This window comes from Candidatus Glassbacteria bacterium (assembly GCA_019456185.1).
In the GTDB taxonomy this organism is placed as follows: Bacteria; Gemmatimonadota; Glassbacteria; order GWA2-58-10; family GWA2-58-10; genus JAJRTS01.
Map to the genome: position 1 here is coordinate 36,215 of VRUH01000015.1, position 25,673 is coordinate 61,887.

A 25,673-nucleotide genomic window follows, 5' to 3' on the forward strand; every position below is an offset into this window, starting at 1 on the left:
CCAACCACATTTATTGCTCCACCTGGATCTCGCCCAGAATGTTCACTCCACAACCTCCCTCAGCATTTGTCCACCAGGGCACATCGCGGTTTGCCACGCGCACAGCATAGCGTGAATCCATCCGGATGCTTTGGGAAGCGTCAGGCATCCATAATCCAAGTCTGTATCGACCGAGCTCGAGATCCGTCGGCACACTTAGCTGATCTTCGATCTTTTGAACCAATGGCTGGTATGTTTCATCACCCGGCTGGAACGGCTGCCATGCTCGCGGGTCGGTATCCTCGACCCTGAATTCAATCACCTTATCGTTATCATCGATAAGCACAAAGAAGAGCGGGCGGGGGTTATGCAATGTCGAAAAACCGCGGTTAATCAGACTGACCTTAACAGTTAATACGCTTCCCGGCTTCACAGTCAGCGGGAATGAAGCCGACTGCAGCTCGAGGCGGTAGCCGAGGTGGTCGCGGATGTATTCAAACTGAGTGCGGGGCACTGTTATTCCGGAGCCATCTTCGAAGTAACCGTCTGAGACAGGCAACCTGGCTTTGCGCACCTCATCAAGAGTCAATGGCACTTGCATCCAGCGGTCAATTGCACCGGGTTTTCCTTCAGGATGGCGTTCGGAAAAGTTGTGAGCCAGGCTGAGAACGCTATAGTGATGTAGACGCAACCTGGTCGCCGCACGCAGCCCATCGATCGTGTCGTCGCCCCAGAACAGTTCGCCGCTTACCGCGAGATAAGGGCTTTCCCTGGTCATGTAATCGAACTCCGGGTTACCGGGGTTCGCATGGAAAGGGCCTTCGGTCCACGTCCAGCCGTCGTTGTTGCCTGCCAGAAAACCATCGTTATGAAAGCCGATGCGTGCAGCCGGGGTCCCGGTGTGGGCAGTTCGGGAGTTCACCTCCTGATACGCATTCAGAGCCGGCTGACTGAGTACCCAGCGTTTGTATTTAGGAACCCGCACCTGAGTCATGCGGCTCTCAGGCAGCACTTCGAGAATTTTTGCAGCTATGGCTGCCAGTTTCGCGTGATCTTTCTCCAGGCCGTGTGTCGAGCTGTGCCACTCACCCCAGGCGCCGACTAATCCGGCCTGCAAGAGATAGATGATATCGGCATTTTCCCGTATAACGGGCGCGAGTTGTTCGAGATGACCGAGAATGGTTTCCAGCGTTGGCCCACCGGCTCGCTTCATGTCTTTTTCGTAGGCGAAACGCAGCACGGCTTTTAAACCATGCTCGCGCAATTTGTCCAGGCTCTTTTGCAAAAGCATGAGCTTTTCAGCAGAGAGCGGCCGGTCATTAAATCTGTCCAGGTAGCAATAGGTCTGAACCATCGTGAGACCGTGCTTCTCGTAGCGCTGAGCGTCCAGAATCCACCAGTCGTCGCTGTAGCCGGGAGAGACCCTGCCTTTGAGGTGGAAAGCCGGGTTCGGTCCCCAGGCGGGCGTGCCCGGAGGGTCGGCAAACACTGTCTGGTTGCGGAAACCCCGCTCCGGGTTGCGCAATCCATTTCTGCCGTCAGGATCGGCCGGCCGGATGCCGTGATAATCCATAGTTTGAGTTTGCGTGCCCTGTTTCTGTCCTGAAGGCTGGCAGGCGACATGAAAGGCCGCAAAGCTCAGGATGATCAGCAAAACTTTACAAGAACTTTTTTGATAACTTATGGGTTCCATCCCAACTCTCTCTCTCTTGAAAGCCAAGGATTTAATGCTTCATTTTCTCTTGGAAGTCGTAAAACATTTTCTCCCGTGCCGCGGGTGAAATCCGGGGAAATCGACCGGAGCGCTTTTTCTCTTGCCACCAGCCGGGACACTTCGCCGGATAAGACCAGAGCCAGGCTTTCTGCGACAGATTCTCCGATGAATCTTATGCGGTTCGTCTTTCCCAAGCTCATAGCCTCTCCCTTGCAAGGGCAGTTTTTGGCGCTTAGGAAGAGGCAAAGCCAACGTTCACAGATTTTCCTCCAGCCATTGCAGGATGTCGCTGTTGTATTCCTGCGGCGGGAGGTAGTGCCCCTCGTCATATTCAACAAGTTTTTTTCGTGTCGGTACAGAGTCGAAAAGCGCCTTGGCCCGGGCGTTGCGGTACTCATCGTCCCGTTTGGCAAGTACCAGCAGCAGGGGAGAAGAGATACGCGGGAAAAAATTGCTCGCGTTTAGCACTCGAGCCGGAGGTGTCTGCTTGTTGACAAACTCCGTGCCCGGTACGGTGAGTACAGTGGTTTTGATCCTCGGTTCCACCGCGCTCAGGATCGAGCCGATCCAGCCGCCGAGGCTACCGCCGAGAATGGCGATCCTTTCCGGATCGATCTCGGGGCGCGTGTGCAGGTAATCGATACCGCGCCTCAGATCAGCTACACTCTGGCACATCCATTCCCGGAAATAATAGGGGCCGCGCTCGCCCATCCGGTCAAATCCTGCGCCCTCCACTTTACGTTCGCCATAAAGGAAATGATCCGGCGCCAGAACCGCATAACCCTGGGCAGTTAGAATCGAGATCCATTCCTGCACCCAATCCTCGTTCTTGCCCCAGAACAGGTTCCAGCCGTGCAGGAGCAGAACCGCAGGCACTACTTCGCCTTCGTTTCCTTTGGGTATTGCTAAATAGGCCGGTACCCGCTGTTCGCGCACACTGCGGTAGGAGACTTTGTAAAGAGTATAGGGACCACGCCAGGGCCATTCCCCGTAGGTTACCGGATCAAGGGGCAACTCCGGGTCGTAGTTGTAATATTCCCGGAGGTGTTCAAACTCGGTGTCCTCTACTGCCGGCTCAATCGGCGAGCCGTCAGAGGTGGCCGCAAGCGAAAAGGGAAAGCATGAAGCCAGGAAAACGGCGATGGTCGCAAGTTGCATATGACTCATAACGCAGGACCTCCATAAGAAGTTCAAAACTGTTGTTTGATAAAGCGGCCGATGGCGACTCCGGCGGCCTTCTTTGATTCTGCTTCTTCAGGGTTCCATTGCTAATCCATTCTGTGAGATGTACTTTTTACCCGAATCGTTTGCGGTATTCCTTTGATCCAGTCATAGTAAAGAATCCGATTTTCCACCAGCCGGCCATCAATGTAAAGCCGAAAGCCAATCCGATAGTTCCGGTCTGGCGGTAAATAAACCCTGTCTCCCTGTTCGCGGATGCCCAGGTAATCTTCGAGAGAAGCGGGCAGGGAGGCTTGGGCTTCATTGCCGGCCGCCAGCACTACTTCCTGGCCGAAAGGCACAAGTTCGAGGTTGGCCGTAAGGATTATTTCGCCAGTGGCCATGCGATACACCTTCCTGCCCAATGGCCAACGGGGCGCTTCGGAGTCATCGGTCAGGAAAGGTTCGAAGATGAGCGTCCTTTCCCTGGAAGTCATCATTTCCAGCCCCACTTCCAGCATGATCCATTCTCCAATGCGGACCACTGCGTCCGGCCCCATTCGGGTCCGAGTCTCACTATTTCCACCCCCCCGCTTTCCACTCCAGGCCCGGTAAAAACCCACGTGCATGGCCGGAGAGTTGAGCGGCTCCACTGCTACCTCTTTTACCGGATAGCGGCCCACTATCCGCCCGACATTATTAACAAGCAGCGCGGTTGTCCTGGTCGGTCCGGGCAGGATGAACTGTGCCTTGGGTATGGTTTCAGAAAACTCCCAGCGACTCTTGCCATTAGCCAGGAGACGGCGGCAGAGGATGTTATAGTCTACGTGCTCTTCAGCTCTGAGCCAGAACTGGTAACCAGTAAGGGGACGGGAAGATGAGAGCCTAACCCTCGCAATCAAATCGTAATCGGTTTCTTCCCATGCCACTTCAACCTGGAAATCAACCGGAATAGTATCCTCCACGCCGGGGTGGTATAGCGAGTCCAGGGCCCCGCCCAAACGCCATATTTCGGTCATATCGGTTATCTCGGCCTGGTCAGACTCCGGCTTGGAAATCACTTCGTCAGCCTCGCCGTCCAGGTCGCGGTCGTAGGAAAAGGTATCAAAAAAACCGTCATTGTCCGCGTCACTGTAAGTAACGATCTCCCGCGCATAGCGCCGGATGTTTTCCTCGGTCGGTCGCAGGTCGAAGCGGTGGCGACGGCAGTCGGGGTCACGGTACCAGATCCCGTCCTCTGCTTCGTACAGGTGATAGAGGCTGTCGATGGGGGAGAGATAGATCCGGAAGTTCGAGTCCGCATCCCGGTCGAAATCCCGGCGCGAGCCGATAAAAGCGGTCTTTGGATCGAAATCGTAATAATAGCCCCAGATACTCTCCAGCCGGTGGCTGCTTACGTCCTTGGTCCGCCCGGCGTCTTCGGTGTCCTCGAGCCAGTTAAGCGAGATGGTTCGCCAGGGAGCGTGAAGAGTATAGTAGACGCTGGAACTTGCCGGCACGAAGTCCCTGCCGAAATCGAAAGCGCTACCGCGTTCCCGGTAGTAGCCGGGCAGGTCCAAACCTACGATAAAGTCCCATAACTTGAGCTGGTCGCCGGCCCACCAGCCGCGGGGCACTTCACCCAAAGTATGAAAAGCCACGTCGTAATCCACGTGAGCATCAATCGGCTTTAACGGATCATCCAGGCTGTATCTACGGGGCGCGTCGCCGTCCCAGTCAAAGCTCCAGCGCATCATCCCGCTACCGTAATCCCGCAGGTGCATGTCGGTGAAACCGTCCTGGTCAAAGTCATACCAGCGGTGCGCCTCGCCGGTGCTGCGGCGGCCCTCGAGGCCCATTCCATGCGACTCTCTGGGATGCCTTTCCCGAAACTGGAACGTGCCGGTCCCATCGGCGTCCAGATTACTCCATAACGAGGCAAAAGGATAATCATGCGCCGGGAACAGGTTGTCATCGTCCTCGTCCAGATAGACCCAGGCGCCGAAACCGTGGATCAAGCCTCTCCAGGTCTGCCTCATACAGCGATTGCCGGTAATATAATTGTAAGTTTGTTCCGAGGAGGACAGGTTGTAAGTGGGGTAATCGCAGCGCAAATCAGCGTCTCCGTCCCCGTCTGTGTCCTGGTATCTTATCCTCTGGTGTGCGAATCCTTTTCCTGTCAGATCCAGTTCATGAAGGTCGGAATCCCGGTCATCGCAGGTGCCATCATCATCCAGATCAAGACAGCGCCACAGCCAGCCCTCGGAGGTGTCCACGCGCCCGTCACCGTTGCGGTCGATGTAGATCAGAAGCTCGTCCGGCTCACCATCGAGGTCGAATTCTGCTTCACTCCATAATCTGGCTTCCAGGGTATCCTTATTTATGATAAGATGGAGATCTCCGATTTTATCCGGGCGTTTGTTGGAATTCAGATCCAAGACCGATATCAGCTCGAGTTTACCGTCATTATCAATATCGGTGGTATATTGCCACTCCAGAGTGGATTGTTGAGAGCAGCCGGCGGATGCAGAAATTATTATCAGAAGCATTGTGGCTTTTTGCGCCATCTGACTTCCTCCGGATGTCGAGTTTATTATTGCTATACCTCGGGGAACTGTACCACTAACATTGAAAGAACGCAAGCTTTGAGCTTGCTACTGTATATCGCCATGGTTCTGTGAATCAGAGCAGTACTGCACCCCACTCAAAGATCAAGCCTTAGTCATAGATCGGGCTAACTCAGAGATCGCTCTGTACAGCGCGGATATGAATTTGCTAGCTGATGGTTATGAGGAGAGGGTCAGGCTAAGCAACAGAATTAGCTCATTCCACTAGCTATTGAAAACAACGTTTAAAAGAAATGGCGGGCCCGACGATACTCGAACTCGCGACCTCCGGCTTGACAGGCCGGCAAGATGTAACTTTTTGTGCCTGTATTTCCTCTGGAATCCTAGAAAAATGTTGGGGATAGTGTTGAGGGTGAGAAAGAGTTGAAAAACAAAAAGGGTTCGAGATGCCTCTCAAACCCTTTTATAACAAAATGGTGAGCCGTACAGGGATCGAACCTGTGACCCGCTGCTTAAAAGGCAGATGGCAATGTGTTTTCACCGATTCTCTAACTCATTGAATACCAATTCAAAAGCGCACGATTGCCCTATCTACGCTTTTTCACTCTGAATGCAATTAGTGCAATAGATGTATTATATGCTCTCAAGTTTGTCACAGTTACGGCACAGTTTCATCTATGACTTTTATTGCATTCATTTTGTATAGTAGAAAATCGAATTATCCTTGCTTGACATGCAAGAAGTCACTGGTTCAAATCCAGTATCGCCCACCATTGTTATTAAAGGGTTTGGGAGCAATCTCAAACCCTTTTCTGTTGTTGATTATTTTCTGCCCCCAACACTATCCCCAACATATTTCGTAGATTTCAAGGTAAATACAGGTACAAAAAGTTACATCTTGTCGGCCTGTCAAGCCGGAGGTCGCGAGTTCAAGTCTCGTCGGGCCCGCCATTTCTTGAAACGTTTAAAATAATAAATTCTGGTTCGGGTTTAGAGATTGAAGCCAGAATTTGCCGAGTAGTGTTAATAATCCACCTACAGCATCTTGGCCACTGAAGTTTTTAATAGTTTGCTCGGGTCAGCTATAATAGAAAAGGGTCTGCATAAAAACAGACCCTTTTTTGCTTTCTCAAAACAATCTTCTCTGGTTATGGGTAAAATTTTAATTAAACAGTCTCATCTGTTGGTACGATTACCATCGATCTAACCACCAAGATTGATAATAAGACTATTAGCTGTATCAATCAGTAGTTGTCCCGTTGCTTGAGAGAGGACGCCTGCACGAATGAAGGCGTTTACTTGGTTGATGAACGCCTGAAGCTGGTTAATTGCTGCATTGGCGTTGTCCCGGCTTATTTGTCGTAAGGCCGCGTTAAGTTTCGCTAGTAGGGAATTACCCTGACCTCGATTCAGTGTGCCTTCATCGACGAGATCCGTTATTGCATCGATCAGAATCTGTTCCGGTGGTGCCTTGCACTTACCCGAACTTCCTGCATCGTAAATGGCCTGGATTTCTGAGGCGGTAAGGGCACGATTATAAATTGCGGCTTCGTCGATCAAACCGTCAACAAACGTGTTTCCTACAGTATGTGTCTGTCTATAGCTCTTGCCTATAAGAACAGGATCAGGGGTGATAAATATGCCACCTGAATGAGACACAGTCCAAACCAGTGATCCGTTTATATAGTTACGCATCGTTGTTCCATCATAAGTACCGGCAACATGAGTCCATGTGTTAAGCGGAATCACAGGTCCGTGAGCAATGGTTCTTCCAGAAGATGTTCCATCTCGATTCAACAAGAATCCCAACTGGCCATATGGATAATAAAACAAGGCATACGATTCAAGATAGTTTCCAACATCCCCCTTACTCACAACCGATGGGTAGGGCGTATACTGCTCTATGAAAATCCAAGCCTCGATTGTCAACTGCCCAGTGATATTCAAATTCGGAGCATTTCCAGCATCCAGGTAATCATCCACGCCATCCAAACTAAAAGCTCCTCCCACTATTCCAGTAGCAAACGCAGCACCATACTGTAGTATTCCGTGATTGCCATCCACAATATCATTTGCATCCCCATCCCCCGGCCACCAACTCACTAAATCGGATGGAGGGGGAAGGCAGGTTGTGGAAGTTACAAAGGCCCCAATTGAAGATTTGGTTGTTTTAGATGGCGACCATTCCGAAACAGTGAGATCTTCATTAAGCAACTCAAAGCCTGCTCGCCCCGTCTCGCTTGGCATTTCTTGATTGCAACTGACCAGACCTAAAAAGCCTCCGATCAATAGCAGCACAAGCCATATCTCTTTGGATGTTCCACGTATACCCTTTTTCATCGTCGACCCTCCTTCTTTTTCAGGTTAGGTTTACCACGACAACCTTATAATGAAATATTCTATTGTCAAAGAATATTGTCGCCTCCTTAGCTAACCGCCAAGCACAGCTTTTTCTCATTTCAAATAACGGCCAGACTGCCACCTCGTTTTAAAGGCATTTCTCAAATTTGAAATAACTGTTTTATGGACTCTGGCCTCAAAGTCGGTGTCGTATCCATAGTCTAATGGATATTTTTTTCTATAGGCCTAAGCTGGCATAATCAATGCTTAAGATTAATAACGACTCCAAGGCTGTCAATAGATTTCCAAAAAATCCTCCTATCTTTTCATCATTTCTGGATTGTACTGCCTTCAATAATGGTACCTCTAGTTGTAAGAGGATTCAAGTATAGGATCCGTCTTGCAATCTAAAACTCCCACTATCTGCTCAAACATTTCCTGCACCAAATTTTCTACAGAAGTTTTAAAATAGTCCGGTCGGGCCCGCCGTTGTTTTCAATAGTTAGAGGATTGAGCTAAATCTGCTGCTTAGCCCGACCCTCCTCCGTATAACCACACGCTATCAACCTCATATCCGCGCTGTACCGGGCGATCTCTGAGTTAGCCATATCGATCTAAGGCTAAGGCTTGGTATTTAGGTAGGGCGCAGTACTGCTCTGATTCTCTATGAGGGGCGCTTTCTAAGTTGACAAAATTCCCGCAAAACGCTATTATCGTTTGGAAAACATACACCCAGAGCTGCAGCACAGCGAAAAAGTTAGGGCCGCCTCAAGAGATCAAGACCAAAAGCAATTCCTCCTGATATCAGCGATAAGTAGTGGATCTGCCAAGAGCGCGATAACCTTTTTTAAGTTAACGGTTTGATTTGAGCATATTCGCGGAATGAAAGATGAAAACCGGAATTGGTATTACCCTGCTCACGAACTTCGCCTTTCTGTTTGTCTTCCACCAGAGCGCCTACCCGGAGAAGTATCCTTTCCGCAACTACTCGGAAGATGACGGGCTCCCGTCACCAAGAGTCTGGACAATCTTGCAGGACCGGGATGGCTACCTCTGGTTCGGAACCGCTTCAGGGGCCTGTAAATTTGATGGAATAAATTTTACCACCTACACCACTGAGGATGGACTGGCCGGTAGTGTTGTCTTCAGAACAATTGAGGACTCCAGAGGTAACCTGTGGTTCTATTGCTGGGGAATGGGAGTCAGCAGGTTCGACGGTGAAAACTGGACGACATATACAACCGAAGATGGTCTGGCTCATAACCTTGTTTGGTCTATGCTTGAAGACTCTGAGGGTAACCTATGGTTTGGAACTTTGGGTGGCGGTGCCAGCAGATTTGACGGTGAAAACTGGGCAACCTACACCACAGAAGATGGTCTGGCTCATAATACTGTTAATTCAATACTAAAAGATTCAGAGGGCAACTTGTGGTTTGCAACTGGTGGTGGTGTCAGCAGATTTGACGGTGAGCACTGGACAACCTATACGGAACACGGCCTGGATGGTAAAGCGGTTAATCGCATACTTGAAGACACTGAGGGCAACCTGTGGTGTGCCAGCCATGGAAGCGGACTCTGCAAATTCGACGGAGAAAAATGGGTGCAGGTTTATGGAACTGGTAAATTGGTTTATATCTGGTCGATGCTAGAAGACAAAGATGGGAATATATGGTTAGAGCTTACAGAAAAGGGTGAACATAAAGTAGTAGTCATAACAGATGGTGAACCTGAAATCACTATTGAAATTAAAAAGGTTTTTTCAGAAGAAGATGGGTTGCCAAGTTTCCCGACAATGATTGAGGACGGTCAGGGAAATATCTGGTGTGCCTATTCAGGTGGCCTTTGCATGTATGATGGTGAAAAATGGCGGGTCTATACCACGGAAAATGGATTGCCTTCAAATAATATAAACGCAGTTTTCGAGGATAGAGAAGGGAACATCTGGGTTGGGACCTATGGAGGCGGAGTAAGCAGACTAAGCGGGTTGGCATTTACCACTTATACCACAGCAGATGGACTTGCTGGTAATTCAATAGCTCCAGTACTCGAAGACGCCGAAGGGAACATCTGGTTCAACGACATGAATGTTAGGTTCACGGACATGAATGTTAACGGAGTTACCAGATATGATGGAGAGAAATGGACCACTTATACAACCGAGGACGGGCTGGCCGGTAATCTGGTCTATGATATGTTGCAAGACAGTAGAGGCAATTTATGGTTTGCTACAGCAGATGGACTGAGCAGGTTCGATGGGGAAAAATGGAAGACCTATGGAGAAACAAATGAGCGAGGGTCTTACTACGACGATGTATTTCTTGAAGATAAACAGGGGAATCTGTGGTTTGGAGGGAGGGGAACCAGTGTTTACAAATTTGACGGGCAAAACTGGACTGAGTACGGGAAAAATGATGAGTTGCTACTTGTTGGTAATGTTTACACAATGATCGAGGATAAAAAGGGGAATTTATGGTTTGGAGGGCTAACAGGAGTAACTAAATTTGACGGGGAAAACTGGTATACTTATATAACGCATAAGGATATGGGACTTTTTGCATACCTGAAATGGCTTATGATGGTTGAAGATAAGAAAGGTAATCTGTGGTTCAACACTCCGAGAAATGTGAACTGCTTCGATGGAGAGAGGTGGAGAACTTTTACAACAGAAGACGGCCTGGCTGGTAACGATGTAAGGACAATCTATGAAGATGTATCAGGCCACATATGGCTGGGAACCAACGGTGGAGGTATAAGCAGATTCGACGGAGCTGGATTTACCAATTATACCACCGAGGATGGGCTTTCAAGCAATGTCTGTGAGTTCATAATAGCTCAAGACAGCTACCTTTATTTCTGCACACCCCAAGGGCTCAACCGGTTCGACGGCGAAATGTTCAAGGTCTATACCGCAAATGACGGGCTTGCCGCTACTGCGGTACGGAACCCTCTCAAGGACAGCAAGGGCAACCTGTGGTTTGGCTCGGTAAACGGGGTCACAAAATACAACCCCAGCCTGGACAGGCCAAATACTGTTCCCCCGCCTGTATACATTACCCGCCTGAGAGTACTTGAAAAAGACATGACAGTAACCAGCGGCCTGAAGCTTGGCCCGAAACAGAACAACTTGAGGATAGATTATGTAGGAATATCTTTTACAGCGCCGGAACATGTAATTTACAATTATAAACTGGAAGACCTGGATGAAGATTGGATCAAAACAACTGAACATACAATGTCCTATTCCTACCTTCCCCCGGGAGAGTACACATTTAAGGTTAAGGCCAGAAACAGGGATGGTATCTGGAGTGAGGGACAGGCGGAATTGGCCTTTACGATCCTGCCGCCTTTTTGGGCCACGCTCTGGTTCCGGGGTTCAATTTTAGCCGCCTTTTTATTGGCCCTCTGGGGAGTCCACCAAGCAAGAACACGGATTATGAAAAAGAGAAACATCGAGCTGGGGGGGGAAATCACCGCGCGCAAGAAGGTCGAGGAAGCACTGCGAAGAGAGCATGCCGAGGTTGAGCGTTTGAAAAACCGCCTGCAGTTGGAAAACATCTACCTGCGGGAAGAGATCAAGATCGAGCACAACTTCGAGGAGATTATCAGTTGCAGCGAGGCCCTGAACAATGTCCTGCGGAAGGTCGAAGAGGTCGCAGTCACGGATGCAACAGTTCTGATTCTCGGTGAAACCGGTACCGGCAAGCAGTTGATTGCGCGAGCGATCCATAATGTAAGCTCCCGGGGAGATCGTCCGCTGGTCACTGTCAATTGCGCCGCCCTGCCGGCAAGCCTCATCGAAAGCGAGCTGTTCGGCCATGAAAAGGGGGCTTTCACCGGCGCGCTTTCCCGCAGGATGGGACGCTTCGAGCTGGCCGATGAGAGTTCGATGTTTCTGGACGAGATCGGCGAGTTGACGCTGGAATTGCAGGCGAAGCTTCTGCGGGTGTTGCAGGACGGCGAATTCGAGCGGCTGGGCAGCTCTAGCACAATTCGGGTCGACGTTCGCATAATTGCGGCTTCCAACCGCGACCTGGAAAAAGCAATCGGGAAAGGCAATTTTCGTGAGGACCTTTACTATCGTCTGAATGTCTATCCTATCAGAATCCCTCCGTTGAGGGAGCATAAAGAAGATATCCCTCTGCTGGTTCAACATTTCGTAGGGAAATTCGGAGCGAAAACCGGAAAGATGCTCGAATCGGTTCCTCAATGGATTATTGACTCTCTTCAGGCTTATCAATGGCCTGGCAATGTCCGGGAGCTGGAGAATGTTATTGAAAGGGCAGTGATTGTCAGCCGGGGGAAACAGCTCGAACTGGGCGACTGGCTCCCGAAAACCGCGGCTTCACCGGGAGATTCATCTGTCCTGACTCTTCAGGAGAATGAGAGGGCGCTTATAATTAAGGCTTTAAAGATGACAGACTGGCGAGTGAGCGGAGACACGGGAGCGGCAAAGATTCTAAATATCAATCCCAGGACCCTGCAATCCAGAATGAGAAAACTGGGCATTAAGCGGGAGAGGTGAAATGATGATATTTAATCATTTTATTAAATATAATTAATTTCTGCCGGCGTGCAGGAAATTGATAAAGCATTAGTAAACCGTTTAACTGCATAAAAGAAGGCCGCTTGGATATGATTCCAGGCGGCCTTTTCAATTCTGGAACGAGATTTGTAGTTCTCCTGTTACTGATCATCACTCACGACCGATTTCTGGCTATCGAAACCACGATCCACGCAAAGATGAATGAACAAAAACACTACTTACACCGTCCTGACAGATGCAAATTTCCAACAGGAAGTGCTCGAATATCCAGGGCCGGTTCTGGTGGCATTCGGGGCCGACTGGTGCGGCACCTGTCGCATTATCGAGCCAATTTTGGAGAGATTGGAAGCCGAATATAAGGGCAGGATCAAATTCGGAAAGCTCGATGTTTACCACAATGAACGAACCGCCGAAGCATACGCCATGGCGAAACTGCCCACTCTCATTTTCTTTAAAGACGGCCAGGTAATGGATCACATCATTGGGGTGGCTTCAGAGAAAGTGATCGCTGCTAAACTTCGCTCCCTGCTCTGACTGCTGCTGTCAGTCGGGAATTGATAAATCCCGCAAAGGAGGTACAACCTTATTTGCCAAGCCCTGTTTTTCGCGATAAACTCTCTCACTCTGGAGGTTCCCATGCGAGCATTAAAATTGTCCATCATCCCTTGTATCATTCTCTTTCTGCTCGCCACCCTTATCGTACCGAGGATATCATTTTCCCAGGTCCAGCCAAATGCGCATTTCACCTACTGTGGTGACATTAACGAAGACGGCCAGATAAACATTTTTGACTTGCTGGAGATGCTGCATCTCCTACGTTCCGAACCGGAGAACGACAGGCAGCGCCAGATCGCCAACGTGGATAAATCCGAAGACGGCGATGTGAACATTTTCGATCTGCTGGCCCTGCTGCGGTTACTCAGAACAGGTGAGCCGGAGAAGATCTACTGGGGTCTCGGCAGTGTATTGTCCGAGGATGGAACAGAAATTGTATACCAGGTGCAGGGCAGTGGCAGCCCGGCACTGGTTTTTGTCCATGGCTGGGTCTGCGATAAAAGCTATTGGGACAACCAGGTGCCATACTTCTCCGAAAAGTACAAGGTGGTGACTGTTGATCTCGCCGGCCATGGTGAGTCCGGCCTGGGACGCACGGATTATACTATGGAAGCCTTTGGCAAGGATGTCGTGGCCGTGGTCGAGGAACTCGGCCTCGATCAGGTCGTGCTTATCGGACATTCCATGGGAGGGCCCACGATTCTGGAAGCGGCTATCCAGATGCCTGAAAAAACGCTAAAGGTCGTGGTCGCAGACTTTTTCCATAACATTGAGGACTTCTGGCCGCAGGAAGTAGTTGATCAATATATGGCTTGGTTCAACGCGGATTTCGCGGCAACTTGTATCAATTTTGTTAGTACCCTTATGTTTGTTCCTGCCACTGATTCTTCCCTGATTGAATGGATTTTGGCCGACATGTCATCGGCTCCTCCGGAAGTCGGGGTGAGCTCGATAGAAAATATTTTTGGTGTCATAAACGGTGGAGATACTCTCGCTTTTAAGGAGGTGCAAGCACCCATCGTGTGCATCAACTCAGACATGAGCTCCACAGAGGTGGAGGTGAACAGGAAATATAACCCCTCCTTTGACGCTGTGGAGATGTCTGATGTGGGCCATTTCGTGATGCTTGAAGATCCCGAAACATTCAATCGTCTCCTCGATGAGATATTGGTAGAATTCGAAAGAGGCACTGTATTGTCCGAGGATGGAACAGAAATTGTTTACCAGGTGCGGGGCAGCGGCAGCCCGGCGCTGGTTTTTGTCCATGGCTGGGTCTGCGATAAAAGCTATTGGGACAACCAGGTGCCATACTTCTCCGAAAAGTACAAGGTGGTGACTGTTGATCTCGCCGGCCATGGTGAGTCCGGCCTGGGACGCACGGATTATACTATGGAAGCCTTTGGCAAGGATGTCGTGGCCGTGGTCGAGGAACTCGGCCTCGATCAGGTCGTGCTTATCGGACATTCCATGGGAGGGCCCACGATTCTGGAAGCGGCTATCCAGATGCCTGAAAAAACGCTAAAGGTCGTGGTCGCAGACTTTTTCCATAACATTGAGGACTTCTGGCCGCAGGAAGTAGTTGATCAATATATGGCTTGGTTCAACGCGGATTTCGCGGCAACTTGTATCAATTTTGTTAGTACCCTTATGTTTGTTCCTGCCACTGATTCTTCCCTGATTGAATGGATTTTGGCCGACATGTCATCGGCTCCTCCGGAAGTCGGGGTGAGCTCGATAGAAAATATTTTTGGTGTCATAAACGGTGGAGATACTCTCGCTTTTAAGGAGGTGCAAGCACCCATCGTGTGCATCAACTCAGACATGAGCTCCACAGAGGTGGAGGTGAACAGGAAATATAACCCCTCCTTTGACGCTGTGGAGATGTCTGATGTGGGCCATTTCGTGATGCTTGAAGATCCCGAAACATTCAACAGTCTCCTCGACAGTTTGTTAGTGGAGTCTGGCTATCCAGGTGAGTTGAGCGTATCCAGCCTAGCCTCTACAGGCAATAACCGGTCGCTGCCAATAATCATGGGATTGACGGAGTCTGATATCAAGTACATAGAAAAGATGCTTGACCGGTTAAACCTGACTTCTGAGGAAGAATCAATAATTCGTCAAGCCCTTAATGGAACCATAACTGGGCCCATTCTACCTAAGGCTTCTATTTTGGGGCAGAACGTTCCGAATCCGTTTAATCCTTCGACAACTGTCAGTTTTACTGTTCCTGTAGGGCCGTCGCATGCTGTGTCATTAAAAATCTTCGACCTGCGCGGTAAGCTAATTCGCACACTGGTTAATGAGCTTAAAGAAACCGGAACCCATCAGGTAATCTGGGATGGCACAGATGAGTCAGGACGCAAAGTTGCAAGCGGTGTTTATCTATACCGCATGAAGGCAGGAGAGTTCGTTCAGACCAGGAAGATGGTAATACTGAAGTAGTGCAATGGAATAACATTGCAGGCATATCACAAGCGATGAAAAGGCCGTGTCTACCTTTAGTTAAATAGGTGCGGCCTTTTTATTAGTAATTGACCTGCCCCCCGAACACGAATCCAGCTAATAGCAAAGCCTTCAAGCCGCCACCACCTGAATCATCTCAATCAACTCTTGTGGCATATCACACAGAAAAGTTTTAAAATGGTATCGTCGGGCCCGCCATTTTTTTGAACGTTTTTTACAATAGCTATGTGGATTTGGCTAAATCCGCGGCTTTAGCCTGACCCACTCCGCATAGCATCGACTATCAACCTCATATCTGCTCTATACCAAGCGATTTCTGAGTTAGCAATATCGATCTATGGCTATAGCTCGATCATTGGGTAGGGCGCGGTACTGCTCTGATTCTCTATGAGGGGTGATTTATAGTGACAAGCTCAGATGCTTGAATTCACTCATTATTAGTGGTACAGTACATGGTGACAAATCAGGAATGCATCGAGTAATTCTTTTCAATCTATGTTTAATTGTTCCAACCCGGACACGTTTAGCAGTTAGGGGTAAGATGCACTTCAAAATCGAAACTCTGCAGCGTACGTCACACCAACAGGAGAAAATACATGCCATCCCGAGAAGATAACATTTCAAGACGTCGTTTTTTCTTCTACGGTAGCTTACTCGCTGGAGCGATTCCAGCGGCTGGGTGTGGCAGCGCTCCGTCACTACCGCGCTTAGGGTACAAGTCGCCCAACGAGAAGTTGAACATCGCCGCTATTGGCGCCGGAGGCCGAGCCGCGGGTAACATCCGGGGCTGCGAATCGGAGAATATAGTAGCACTGTGCGACGTAGACGATAAGCAGGCCGCGAAGACCTACGCGCAATTTGAAAAAGCGGCGAAATACAAAGATTTCCGTAAGATGCTCGATAAAGAGGGCAAGAACATCGATGCAGTGATCATTTCGCCCCCTGACCACATGCACGCCACCGCTGCCATGTGGTGTATGGAGCGCGGATTGGGCGTTTACGTCGAGAAGCCCCTTACGAGGACTGTTTGGGAGGCCCGCCAACTTACGCAGGCGGCCGAGAAGCACAAGGTCGCTACACAGATGGGCAACCAGGGATACTCGAATGAGGGGACGCGGCTGGCCTCAGAGATCATCTGGTCCGGTGAGATCGGCAATGTGACAGAAGTGCACGCCTGGACCAACCGGCCCATCTGGCCGCAGGGCATCAGCACGATACCGCCCGCGAACCCGGTTCCCTCCACTCTTGACTGGGACCTCTGGCTTGGTATCGCACAAGAGCGACCTTACACTTCCGGGGGTGCGGCGTACGCCGAGCGCAATAGCAAGTTCTATCTGCCCTTCAACTGGCGCGGCTTCTTCGACTTCGGCTGCGGTGCGCTGGGCGACATGGCGTGCCACATACTGGGTGCGCCGAATATGGCGCTCATGCTGGGCGCTCCCTCGAGTGTCGAGGTCATCAGGCAGGAGGGTAAAAACGACCTCACCTTCCCAAGCTCATCGGTAATCAGATTCGATTTCCCCGCCCGAGGCTCTATGTCTCCTCTGAAACTCTTCTGGTACGACGCCGTGAAAGACGCGCCGATGCGGCCGGAAGGTTTAGCAGAGGACGAAATGCTCATAGGGCCCGGCCTGAGTGTCAGACCAGAAACCATCGGTGGTAGAACGCGTGGAAGAACAGACACGAAAGCAGTCCAGACTGCACCCGCGGAGCCAATGCGCCGTCCCAGTCAGGCTAATGGAGCCGTGTTCATTGGCGAGAAAGGGATTCTCACAACTGATAGCTACGCCGGCCATGTGCGCCTGTTGCCGTCGGAGAGAATGCAGGATTTCAGAAACCCACCAAAGTTCCTGACGCGGTCGCCGGGTCATCACCGCGACTGGATCCGCGCCTGCAAGGGTGGCGATCAGGCTTGTTCGAACTTCAGCGTCGCCGGGCCGTTCACCGAGTGGATCCTGCTCGGGAGCATCGCACTTCACTTCGAAGGCAAACTAGAGTGGGACGCTAAACGCATGCGCTTCACAAACAACAATGAGGCGAACAAATACCTCAAACCCGAATTCCGGAAGGATTGGAAATTCAATGCAGTTTGAGGCAAGCCGTTAAAGAACACTACTGGTTCTCAACGATTTGCATTGTAACAAGTTTCATGCTCGATACTGGTTATCCATGCATAGATAACTTATTGAGGAAAAGGTTTTTCATATGAAGAGTCGCCGTTACAAAGGTGTCTCTTTTTTATTTCTAGAGAGATTTCCTGACTTTACCCAAAAAATGAGACCAGCTTGCTGCATAGAGTCTTCAAGCCGCCACCACCTGAATCAGCTCAATCAATTCTTGTGGCATATCCCGCAAAAAAGTTTTTAAATAGTATCGTACACCCCGCCTGAGCTTATTCCAGTCAACGTTGAATGGAATAGGGTCTTAAGAGAATCCTGCTTCAAAGCCTAAATTACCAATCCTTGAGTTCTATTATTATTAGTGGTAGCGTTATTGGGAGTAGGTCAAACTCGTTGCTATTGGATGTTACAATGCGATAGGCATTAAACTTCAACACCACTCATTATCAGGGGGCCTCGGTATGAGTAACCACCAAGAAGAGAATAATTCCACCCGGCGTGAATTCATTAAAAAAACTAGTGTTCTGGCTGCCGGCAGTGCAATGGCCGGATTTTCGATAGTCCGTAACCTGGGTGCAGCAGCCGGCGATCCTCTGCGAGTAGGGCTGGTCGGCTGCGGCGGTCGGGGTACCGGTGCAGCGGACAACATCCTCAGCGGAGCAGCAAACGTTCATCTGGTAGCCTTGGCCGATCTTTATGAAGATCGGTTGCAGAAGTGCCTAAAAAACTTAAACGATCCGGACCGGGAAGCCGGGGCGCTGAAAGGGGTGGAAGTAACCGGCGACCGCTGTTTTGTCGGGTTCGACGCTTACAAGCAGTTACTCGACTGCGACCTCGACCTGGTGCTGCTGGCAACGCCGCCGGGATTCCGGCCGATACATTTCGCGTCCTGTGTGGACGCAGGCAAGCACGTTTTCGCCGAAAAACCGGTGGCGGTCGACGCAACCGGAGTGAGGCAATTTATCGAGACGGGCGAGTTGGCCCGGCAGAAAGGCCTGGCGGTGATGGCCGGCACCCAGCGCCGGCACGACCCGGCGTTCATCGAGTGCGTAAAGCGGGTGCAGGACGGCCAAATCGGTGAACTGATGTCGGTGCGCTGCTATTACAACACCGGATTCCTCTGGAAGTACGAGCGCCAGGCGGGCTGGAGCGACATGGAGTGGCAGACCCGCAACTGGTATTATTTCGCCTGGCTTTCCGGCGATCACATTGTCGAACAGCACATCCACGACCTGGACAACGTCAACTGGGTGCTGGATGCACTACCCGAAAAGGCTCTCGGTGTGGGCGGGCGCACCGTGCGCACTCAGGAACTTTTCGGTAACATCTACGACCATTTCGCTATCGATTATACCTATCCCGGCGGACTGCACGTGATGAGCATGAGCCGCCAGTGGGGCAACACCGATCGCAAAGTGAGCGTGGAGGTACGTGGTACCAAAGGCACCGCGATAATGGAGCAGGACGGCCGCATATTCATTACCGGGGAAAACGCCTGGCGTTACCGCACCCGTCGGATCGATTCGCGAAAGCAGGAACAGACCGACTTGGTGGCAGCCATCCGCAGCGGACAGACGGTAAACGATGCTCACTCGATAGCCCAGTCGACTCTTACCGCAATCATGGGCCGGGAAGCCGCTTACTCCGGGGAAACGGTTGACTGGCAGCGGGCGTTGGAATCGAAGCAGGACCTGGTGCCGAAAAAGTTCAAATTCGGACCACTGGCCATCCGACCGGTTCCTCGGCCAGGAGAGTACCGTCTGAGATGAAGGGGTTAGATGGCCGCTGATCAAACGAAAAACTCTGAAAGCGAGGAAGGCTTTTAACATCGGGAAAGGAGAACGGAAAAATCAGTTGCAATTGCTGAGTTCTATCCCTTGAGACACATCTGGGCTCAGGTTATTCTGTGTTATCAGTTGAAATCCAGATGCCGTTCAGCATGACACGCTGTATCCGTCTCATTGAGCGGATGTCATTGAGGGGATTGCCCTCTACAAGCACCAGGTCCGCCAGTTTTCCGACTTCGATACTGCCCGTTCGGGATTCGGTGCGAAAGAACCGCGCATTCTGTATAGTGGCCGCAGTGATAGCTTCCCTTGGCGTCATGCCGGTTTCCACAAGCATTTCCATTTCCCGCTGGTACGCCCAGCCCCGCTCTGCATGCGGTACCGAGGAATGTGAGCCAACGACGATTCGCACACCCGCCCGATGGGCCATACGGGTGAACGCCATCATGTTGCTAAATCCCTGCAGATGCATGTCGGTGATCCCCTTATCGCCGCTACGCCGCTCGAATACTGCCAGATTTGGAACCAGATATATGCCGTGACCTACCATCAGATCGATCAAAGCCTGAACACGGGGTGCCGTCAAGTCGACATCGCTCCAGAGTTCATATCGTCCTTCACGCCGCGCATTATTATCGGCCAGGATTGCCTGACGAAACTGTTCAGCTTGGCGCAGGGGTACCAGAGCCGTTCCGCACGAAGTGATGTGCTCTATACCATCCAGACCGGCTCGTATCCCGTCTCCTGCATCGACGATCTCGAGGTGCGCCGTCACAGGGACACCGCGGGCATGTGCTGTTTGAGCGGCTACCTGTATCAGGCCGAGTGGTAACCGGAAGTACGCTTTTATAACTGACGCCCCCTGGTCGATAAAGCGGTTTACAGCATCACGGCATTCATGCGCATCCCGGACAATCATCGAGTTCTTGGGATAGGCCGGAGGCGGATTGTCCAGATGCGGCCCCGAAAGAAACAGGCGAGGGAGCTCAGTACCCGCCTGTCGGACAGGATCATAAGACTCAATCCAGGCGCCTGGATCGCGGATTGAGGTAATGCCGTGTCTCAAAAACAGCAGGGGCAGTTCGCGATTCCCATTAAGATGAAAATGCGCATCAATAAGACCCGGCAGCAAAGTCAAATCCCTGCCGTTCACCTTCTCTGCACCGGCCGGGATCTCCAGGGATGAGCGTGGACCGACAGCGATGATACGATTGCCCTGCACGATCACCGCCGCATCGGGCAGGGCGTCACCACCGAGTCCGTCAATGAGCGTCACACCCACAATGGCCACCACGCTCATAGAATCAGGCTGTGCCATGTTGTTCACTTCGTACAGCGAATGCTGCTCTCCCGGATTGACGGCAAATACCGGAAATGGCGCCGTTATGAGACACCACAGCAGCAGATCAATAAATCGGAAATTTCTCATATCCATATTTGTCAAATTCAGCCTCCAGATAGTATATACGGCACACCCCTTCTTTAGATGGCCTTCTTTTTCGATTCCGAGCGAAATCTTTTATCCTTTTCAGCTTGCATTGAGAGATCCCCATCATCTCTACAGTAAATTATCTGATCTCATCAGAAGTATCAATGAGTTTCCAGGTCTGAGCAGAAAAATAGAGGCAATTCTCCCACTGCTCATACCAGGGAGCAGCCTTTTCAGGCCGAGCAACATCGAAATTGACCTGACCCCCGAAAACGAGTCCAGTACTTTAGAGACACTATCAAGCGGCTAAAATGCCCTCTATCTGATCAAACATATCCTGCACATTGTCATGTACAGAAGTTTGAAGTAGTCAACTACACCCCGCCATTTCTTTTAAACGTTGTTTTTAATAGCTGGTGGATTAGGCTAAGTTTGCCGCTTTCGCCTGACCCTCTCCGTATAACCACGCGCTATCAACCTCATATCCGCTCTATACCAAGCGACCTACGTTTTGGTTATATTATCGATCTATGGCAAAGGCTTAATCATTGGGTAGGGCGCAGTGCTCCTCTTATTCTCTATGCAGGGGCGAACTGTAGTAGCAAATTCAGATACTTGAGTTCTCTCATTATTAGTGGTACCGTTCTGGGGGGAAGGTCACCCGTTCCGATACCGGGGCAGACAATTCGAACTGAATAGTCATTGCAGGTACGGGATAAAATAACAAATATCACACAGAATCGCCGTTCGGATTCCAGATTTTATTATAAGCAATTAATTTCGTCCGGAAAGTATACCACCCCCAACTTCTTCCCGGAATATTGTGCAATGAAAAGCTCGCTGACATTCCTGTTGACCCTGTTGATCGTCGCCTCCTGCGCTAACAACCCACAGACCGGAAAGAACGTTTTGCCCTATCGTTGGACCTACATGTCTAACCGCATGCGAGATGATGATGACATAGACCAGTTCCGCCGCATCGCCGACACCTGCGCCGCCCACGGGGTGAACGGCATACTGCTTTCGGCCGGCTTCGGCAGCATCGACACCCGGGACCAGGACGGCATCAACCGGCTGGAAAAGGTGCGCGAGATCAGCCGCGAGACTGGTGTGGAAATCATCCCCTCCATGTTTTCCACGGGTTACGGCGGCGCCTTCACCAGCCACGACCGGAACCTGGCTGCGGGCCAGCCCGTGAACGACGCGCTTTACGTAGCGAGGGGCGGCAAGGCGCAGTTTACCGCCGATCCGCCGGTGGCGATCCCCAACGGCAGTTTCGAACGGGTAGAGAGCGGCCGGGTGGCAGGTTTCAACTCGCCGGCCGAATTCGGCCAGATAATCTCGCGGGACACCCAGGTGGCAAAAGAAGGAAAGGCGAGCCTGCGATTCGAAAATTTCGACGATTATGAATCAGAGGCAGGCCAGCTCGCCGTGGAGATCAGCGTGAAGCCGCGGAGACTCTACCGCATGAGCTGCTGGATCAGGAGCGAGGGAGTGGACGAATCGAGGCCCTTCGGTTCGGGCAACATTCGTCTGCAGGCCAACGCACCCGATGGCAGGCCCCTTGAATGGATCAATATCAACATGCCCGTCGCCGGAGACTGGCAGCAGGCGGTGGAGGCTTTCAACAGCCTGGATTACGACAAGGCCGTGATTACAATCCAGGCCAGCCGGCGCCAGCGCGGAAGATTCTGGGTGGATGATCTGAAGGTCGAAGAGATCGGCATGGTCAACCTGCTGCGACGGCCCGGTACGCCGGTGACCGTGAAGAGCGAAAGCAGCGGGATGGTCTACGAGGAAGGCAGGGATTTCGCCCGCGTGGAAGATACCAATCTCAATTTCCGCTTCAACCACGACGGACCGGAAATCGAGCTTTTGCAAGACAGCCGGATCAAGAACGGCGAGCGCCTGCGGGTGAGTTTCTACCACGGGACTTATGTTTACAACAGCCAGGTTTCGGTCTGTATGTCTGAACCGGCGGTTTACGAGATCATGCGCAACAATTTTCGCATGACCCACGACATCATGCATCCCACCAAATACTTCATGCCCCTGGATGAAGTCCGCAACGGCGGTTCCTGCGTGGCCTGCCGCGAGCGCAACATGACCATGGGACAGATCCTGGGAGATTTCGTCACCCGGGCGGTGGATATCTGTCAAGAAGTGGACCCCAACGCAGAAATCTTCATCTGGAGCGATATGCTCGACCCCAACCACAATGCCCGCAGCGACCGGGATTACTACTACCACGTGGAGGGGAATTATGCGGGTTCCTGGAACCACGTTCCCCGGGACCTGATAATCGCCTGCTGGAATTTCCGCAGGCGGAACGAAAGCCTGGCCCATTTTTCCGGGCTCGGCCATCGCACTATGGGCGCGGGATATTACGACGCCGATGACCTGGAAAACCCCAAAGGCTGGCTCGCAGCGCTGGACGCCACCCCCAACGCGGTTGGGATAATGTACACTACGTGGCTGCGTAAATACGACCTGCTGGACGAATTCGGAGACTTGGTATCGAAGAGGACAGACCTGGAGCAGTAAAGGGGGGTATAGCAGGGATTTTCCACCTGACTGATTTCAGATACGGATTAGCAGTATCGCCTGGAAAACCTGACTGACGGTTCTGATATGTGCTTTCGTCGTGACAGTCAACGGAGAAAAGCCGCGGATGACCAGCGATCCCTAGTACCCCTTCAGAACAAGTTGGACACTTTTTGCTCAATAGCTAAAAGCGGGCTTATCTTCCCTTAGCAAACGAGTCCAGATGTTACGAGACTAAGTCAGGCTGCTAAAATATCTGCTATCTGATCGAATAAACCTTGCACATAATAATGTTCAGATGTTTTAAAGTAGTCAACTACACCCCGCCATTTCTTTTAAACGTTGTTTTGAATAGCTGGTGGATTGAGCTATATCTGCTGCTTTCGCCTGACCTTGCCTCCTTTACAGGTAGATTAATCCAATCACTAATTAAAATACAGGAGCAACTTTTAGGGACAAGGTCACTCAACGTGTTTGGTTCTCTAACTCTACAAGGTTCTTAAGGTTAGTCATCAACCAGGAAAAACTGCCTGACGGCACATATTCCCAGGCATATTTTCTCCAGGGAGTGACTCTGAAGAAAAAATCTCCGTTGCCAGATCCAGGTGGATTGATCCAATGGTTGATACCTTTGCCGTATGCCTTATATAGTTCGTCTGCGAGACTGACAAGTGTTGTATCCAGTGCGCCGGAATGATAGGAAAAGTAAGCAGCCCAGGCTGCGGCAGACGCAATTTCAAGGGAATGTTCGACCATAGAACCATGCCTGGCAGCGCTGGTGCCATTGCAATTCATCATGTAGTCGGCGTATCTGAGTGGCTCTCCTCCATAGGTGTGATTGCCGTCCAGTTTACAGGCAGCCCTTTCAATACTGCCTACCCTCCTGATAAATTCTCCGATAGTGCTGTCTTCGGTTAGAGCGTAAACCCTGAGCATTGCATCGACGGTAAGTACGGTCATCCAACTCGATGCCACGAAGATGTTCGGCTTGCCGTCGCCATGCTGGTTACTGTGATGATACAATCCGCCATCAACGCGGTCGGCAGGCAAAATGCCCCCAGCGCCATTTTGGTGCCAGATGAAATCGTTGTATTGATCGATTATTGAGTTCCGGTAAACTTCTTTCCCGGTAACCTCGTAAGCTATCGTATTAGCTAGCAGGCGAAACGCGGTATGCCTTTCGGTCCAGAATCCCAATGCAGGACTCCAGCGAGTAGGTTCGTCATTCTGCTCGTGAGCGTTGACCACCCACTCAATTTCCCTCAATACGCTCCAGTCACCGGTCAGCCAGTAATTATAAGCCAGGCACTGATTATAGCTGTACATCGCTCCATTACCCGTTGGGTAACCTTCCGCTACCGGTACTTTCAACTTGAAAAGACCAATGAAGCGCGAAGGCGTCGTCTTATCGTCCCAAAGCTTATTCCGGTAAAACTGGGTATGCCGGACCGCTTCCATCAGCGGCTTCAAGTGTCCGCTGCGCATATAAAGAACGAACATGGCAGTGCTTCTGTCATAAAGCCAGGGTTCATATTCGGTTTTGTAGGGACACAGGTTGCGCTCGGCAACAGGGGAGCGGCATTCGTTAAGCAATGTGAAGAAGTTATTGTGCTGAGCATGATCCATTTTTCGGTAATCAGGCCACAAAGTTATGGCATCCACCTCATCAGAATTTTCGTGATATTCGGGGACAGAATCATCGATAGGAAGCATTCTGGTCAGCTTTAGGCTTCCGTTGCACAAGTATTCCTTTGGTAATACAGCATATACGTCGGGTTCATATATGCTGTCCCCCGCAGTGAATGTCCCGGAGTCCACTAGATGCCAGGCCGACCGTGGCTCCACGGCCTCTTCGATGTCTCTCGTACGTCTATCCCTTCCCCATTCGACGTAGACTGTTTCGTACTCAGGAAATATTGAGGAAAAAGTATATCTAAACTGAATCATGGCGAACCGCACAAAATGGCCATCAATTTCTTTACCGGCAACGTGCCTCCAGGGAGACAGTTGACTGACATGAACCGGCAGTTCATTGTTATCAACAGTCAGGACCCTGACGGTTTTTAGATTTGATTCTGAAACAGACCCTCTTGTAAAAGGCATTCCAAAAGTAATAAGCGCCGGGTTTCCCGGTACTACATTTTCCATCGGATAGAGTTTAACGGGAACTCGTCCGGCGTTCTGTGGCTGTGCGAAAAAAGCAGTGTCCGCGGCGGTCAAACCGGTCGATATCAGCATGGTTAACAAGCTTGAACCGATGAAAAGGTCGCATAAAAGCAATAATCTTAACATGATCTCCCGCCAGGAAATTGAATTTGATCTACACCGGAATATAGATCACCGGTTTAAAGATGGAACCATCCAGTACATGACCTGCTCCCCGAGAACGAGTCCAGCACTTAAAAAGTAATTTCAAACCACCACCGCCTGAATCAGCTCAATCAACTCCTCCGGCATATCCGCCAGGAAATTTTTAAAATAGTCTCGTATGC

13 protein-coding genes and 1 tRNA gene are annotated in these 25,673 nt (G+C 50.8%); 6 read left to right on the top strand and 8 right to left on the bottom strand.

The window, feature by feature from the left end; translation table 11 throughout:
• Nucleotides 1–10 precede the first annotated feature (10 nt).
• The 6 genes from FVQ81_07855 to FVQ81_07880 all read right to left on the bottom strand — a co-directional run bounded on the left by FVQ81_07855 (nucleotide 11) and on the right by FVQ81_07880 (nucleotide 7,740).
• Nucleotides 11–1,672 (bottom strand): DUF4832 domain-containing protein, encoded by a 1,662-nt coding sequence (locus tag FVQ81_07855; GenBank protein MBW7996465.1) that lies wholly within the window; start codon nucleotides 1,670–1,672, stop codon nucleotides 11–13.
• On the bottom strand, nucleotides 1,660–1,893 hold the full coding sequence (locus tag FVQ81_07860) for a hypothetical protein (GenBank protein ID MBW7996466.1): 234 nt from the start codon (nucleotides 1,891–1,893) through the stop codon (nucleotides 1,660–1,662). The genes FVQ81_07855 and FVQ81_07860 overlap by 13 nt, the downstream gene beginning before the upstream one ends.
• A gap of 55 nt (nucleotides 1,894–1,948) precedes the next feature.
• A complete protein-coding gene (locus FVQ81_07865) occupies nucleotides 1,949–2,860 on the bottom strand; it encodes an alpha/beta fold hydrolase (protein MBW7996467.1) in 912 nt (303 codons plus the stop codon).
• A gap of 101 nt (nucleotides 2,861–2,961) precedes the next feature.
• On the bottom strand, nucleotides 2,962–5,400 hold the full coding sequence (locus FVQ81_07870) for a hypothetical protein (GenBank protein MBW7996468.1): 2,439 nt from the start codon (nucleotides 5,398–5,400) through the stop codon (nucleotides 2,962–2,964).
• Between the two features lie 474 nt (nucleotides 5,401–5,874).
• Nucleotides 5,875–5,955 (bottom strand) — tRNA-Lys (locus FVQ81_07875).
• 648 nt (nucleotides 5,956–6,603) lie between these two features.
• On the bottom strand, nucleotides 6,604–7,740 hold the full coding sequence (locus tag FVQ81_07880; GenBank protein ID MBW7996469.1) for a LamG domain-containing protein: 1,137 nt from the start codon (nucleotides 7,738–7,740) through the stop codon (nucleotides 6,604–6,606).
• An 889-nt stretch (nucleotides 7,741–8,629) separates the two neighbouring features.
• Between FVQ81_07880 and FVQ81_07885 the strand changes: the two genes are divergently transcribed.
• The 5 genes from FVQ81_07885 (at nucleotide 8,630) to FVQ81_07905 (ending at nucleotide 19,190) form a co-directional block, all read left to right on the top strand.
• Nucleotides 8,630–12,262: an AAA domain-containing protein gene (locus FVQ81_07885; GenBank protein ID MBW7996470.1), complete on the top strand. Its 3,633-nt coding sequence runs from the start codon at nucleotides 8,630–8,632 to the stop codon at nucleotides 12,260–12,262.
• Nucleotides 12,263–12,484: 222 nt separating this feature from the next.
• A complete protein-coding gene (locus FVQ81_07890) occupies nucleotides 12,485–12,817 on the top strand; it encodes a thiol reductase thioredoxin (GenBank protein ID MBW7996471.1) in 333 nt (110 codons plus the stop codon).
• A 102-nt stretch (nucleotides 12,818–12,919) separates the two neighbouring features.
• Nucleotides 12,920–15,280: an alpha/beta fold hydrolase gene (locus FVQ81_07895; protein MBW7996472.1), complete on the top strand. Its 2,361-nt coding sequence runs from the start codon at nucleotides 12,920–12,922 to the stop codon at nucleotides 15,278–15,280.
• Nucleotides 15,281–15,897: 617 nt separating this feature from the next.
• The gene (locus FVQ81_07900) at nucleotides 15,898–17,394 is read left to right on the top strand and encodes a Gfo/Idh/MocA family oxidoreductase (protein ID MBW7996473.1); all 1,497 of its coding nucleotides are present in this window, start codon (nucleotides 15,898–15,900) and stop codon (nucleotides 17,392–17,394) included.
• A gap of 488 nt (nucleotides 17,395–17,882) precedes the next feature.
• The gene (locus FVQ81_07905; protein MBW7996474.1) at nucleotides 17,883–19,190 is read left to right on the top strand and encodes a Gfo/Idh/MocA family oxidoreductase; all 1,308 of its coding nucleotides are present in this window, start codon (nucleotides 17,883–17,885) and stop codon (nucleotides 19,188–19,190) included.
• A 130-nt stretch (nucleotides 19,191–19,320) separates the two neighbouring features.
• On the opposite strand, the gene FVQ81_07910 is transcribed toward FVQ81_07905, so the two are convergent.
• Nucleotides 19,321–20,637, bottom strand: a complete 1,317-nt coding sequence (locus FVQ81_07910) for an amidohydrolase family protein (GenBank protein MBW7996475.1) — start codon at nucleotides 20,635–20,637, stop codon at nucleotides 19,321–19,323.
• A gap of 828 nt (nucleotides 20,638–21,465) precedes the next feature.
• Between FVQ81_07910 and FVQ81_07915 the strand changes: the two genes are divergently transcribed.
• Nucleotides 21,466–23,181 (top strand): hypothetical protein, encoded by a 1,716-nt coding sequence (locus tag FVQ81_07915; protein ID MBW7996476.1) that lies wholly within the window; start codon nucleotides 21,466–21,468, stop codon nucleotides 23,179–23,181.
• Nucleotides 23,182–23,646: 465 nt separating this feature from the next.
• On the opposite strand, the gene FVQ81_07920 is transcribed toward FVQ81_07915, so the two are convergent.
• Nucleotides 23,647–25,473 carry a hypothetical protein gene (locus tag FVQ81_07920; GenBank protein MBW7996477.1) on the bottom strand — a complete coding sequence of 609 codons (1,827 nt, stop codon included), beginning with the start codon at nucleotides 25,471–25,473 and terminating at the stop codon, nucleotides 23,647–23,649.
• Nucleotides 25,474–25,673 lie beyond the last annotated feature (200 nt).

Bases quoted from the DNA above. Each gene is read 5' to 3' on its own strand.
- FVQ81_07920 (MBW7996477.1), bottom strand. From the start codon at position 25,473: ATGTTAAGATTATTGCTTTTATGCGACCTTTTCATCGGTTCAAGCTTG.
- FVQ81_07870 (MBW7996468.1), bottom strand. From the start codon at position 5,400: ATGGCGCAAAAAGCCACAATGCTTCTGATAATAATTTCTGCATCCGCC.
- FVQ81_07885 (MBW7996470.1), top strand. From the start codon at position 8,630: ATGAAAACCGGAATTGGTATTACCCTGCTCACGAACTTCGCCTTTCTG.
- FVQ81_07900 (MBW7996473.1), top strand. From the start codon at position 15,898: ATGCCATCCCGAGAAGATAACATTTCAAGACGTCGTTTTTTCTTCTAC.
- FVQ81_07865 (MBW7996467.1), bottom strand. From the start codon at position 2,860: ATGAGTCATATGCAACTTGCGACCATCGCCGTTTTCCTGGCTTCATGC.
- FVQ81_07895 (MBW7996472.1), top strand. From the start codon at position 12,920: ATGCGAGCATTAAAATTGTCCATCATCCCTTGTATCATTCTCTTTCTG.
- FVQ81_07915 (MBW7996476.1), top strand. From the start codon at position 21,466: ATGAAAAGCTCGCTGACATTCCTGTTGACCCTGTTGATCGTCGCCTCC.
- FVQ81_07910 (MBW7996475.1), bottom strand. From the start codon at position 20,637: ATGAGAAATTTCCGATTTATTGATCTGCTGCTGTGGTGTCTCATAACG.
- FVQ81_07880 (MBW7996469.1), bottom strand. From the start codon at position 7,740: ATGAAAAAGGGTATACGTGGAACATCCAAAGAGATATGGCTTGTGCTG.
- FVQ81_07860 (MBW7996466.1), bottom strand. From the start codon at position 1,893: ATGAGCTTGGGAAAGACGAACCGCATAAGATTCATCGGAGAATCTGTC.
- FVQ81_07855 (MBW7996465.1), bottom strand. From the start codon at position 1,672: ATGGAACCCATAAGTTATCAAAAAAGTTCTTGTAAAGTTTTGCTGATC.
- FVQ81_07905 (MBW7996474.1), top strand. From the start codon at position 17,883: ATGAGTAACCACCAAGAAGAGAATAATTCCACCCGGCGTGAATTCATT.
- FVQ81_07890 (MBW7996471.1), top strand. From the start codon at position 12,485: ATGAACAAAAACACTACTTACACCGTCCTGACAGATGCAAATTTCCAA.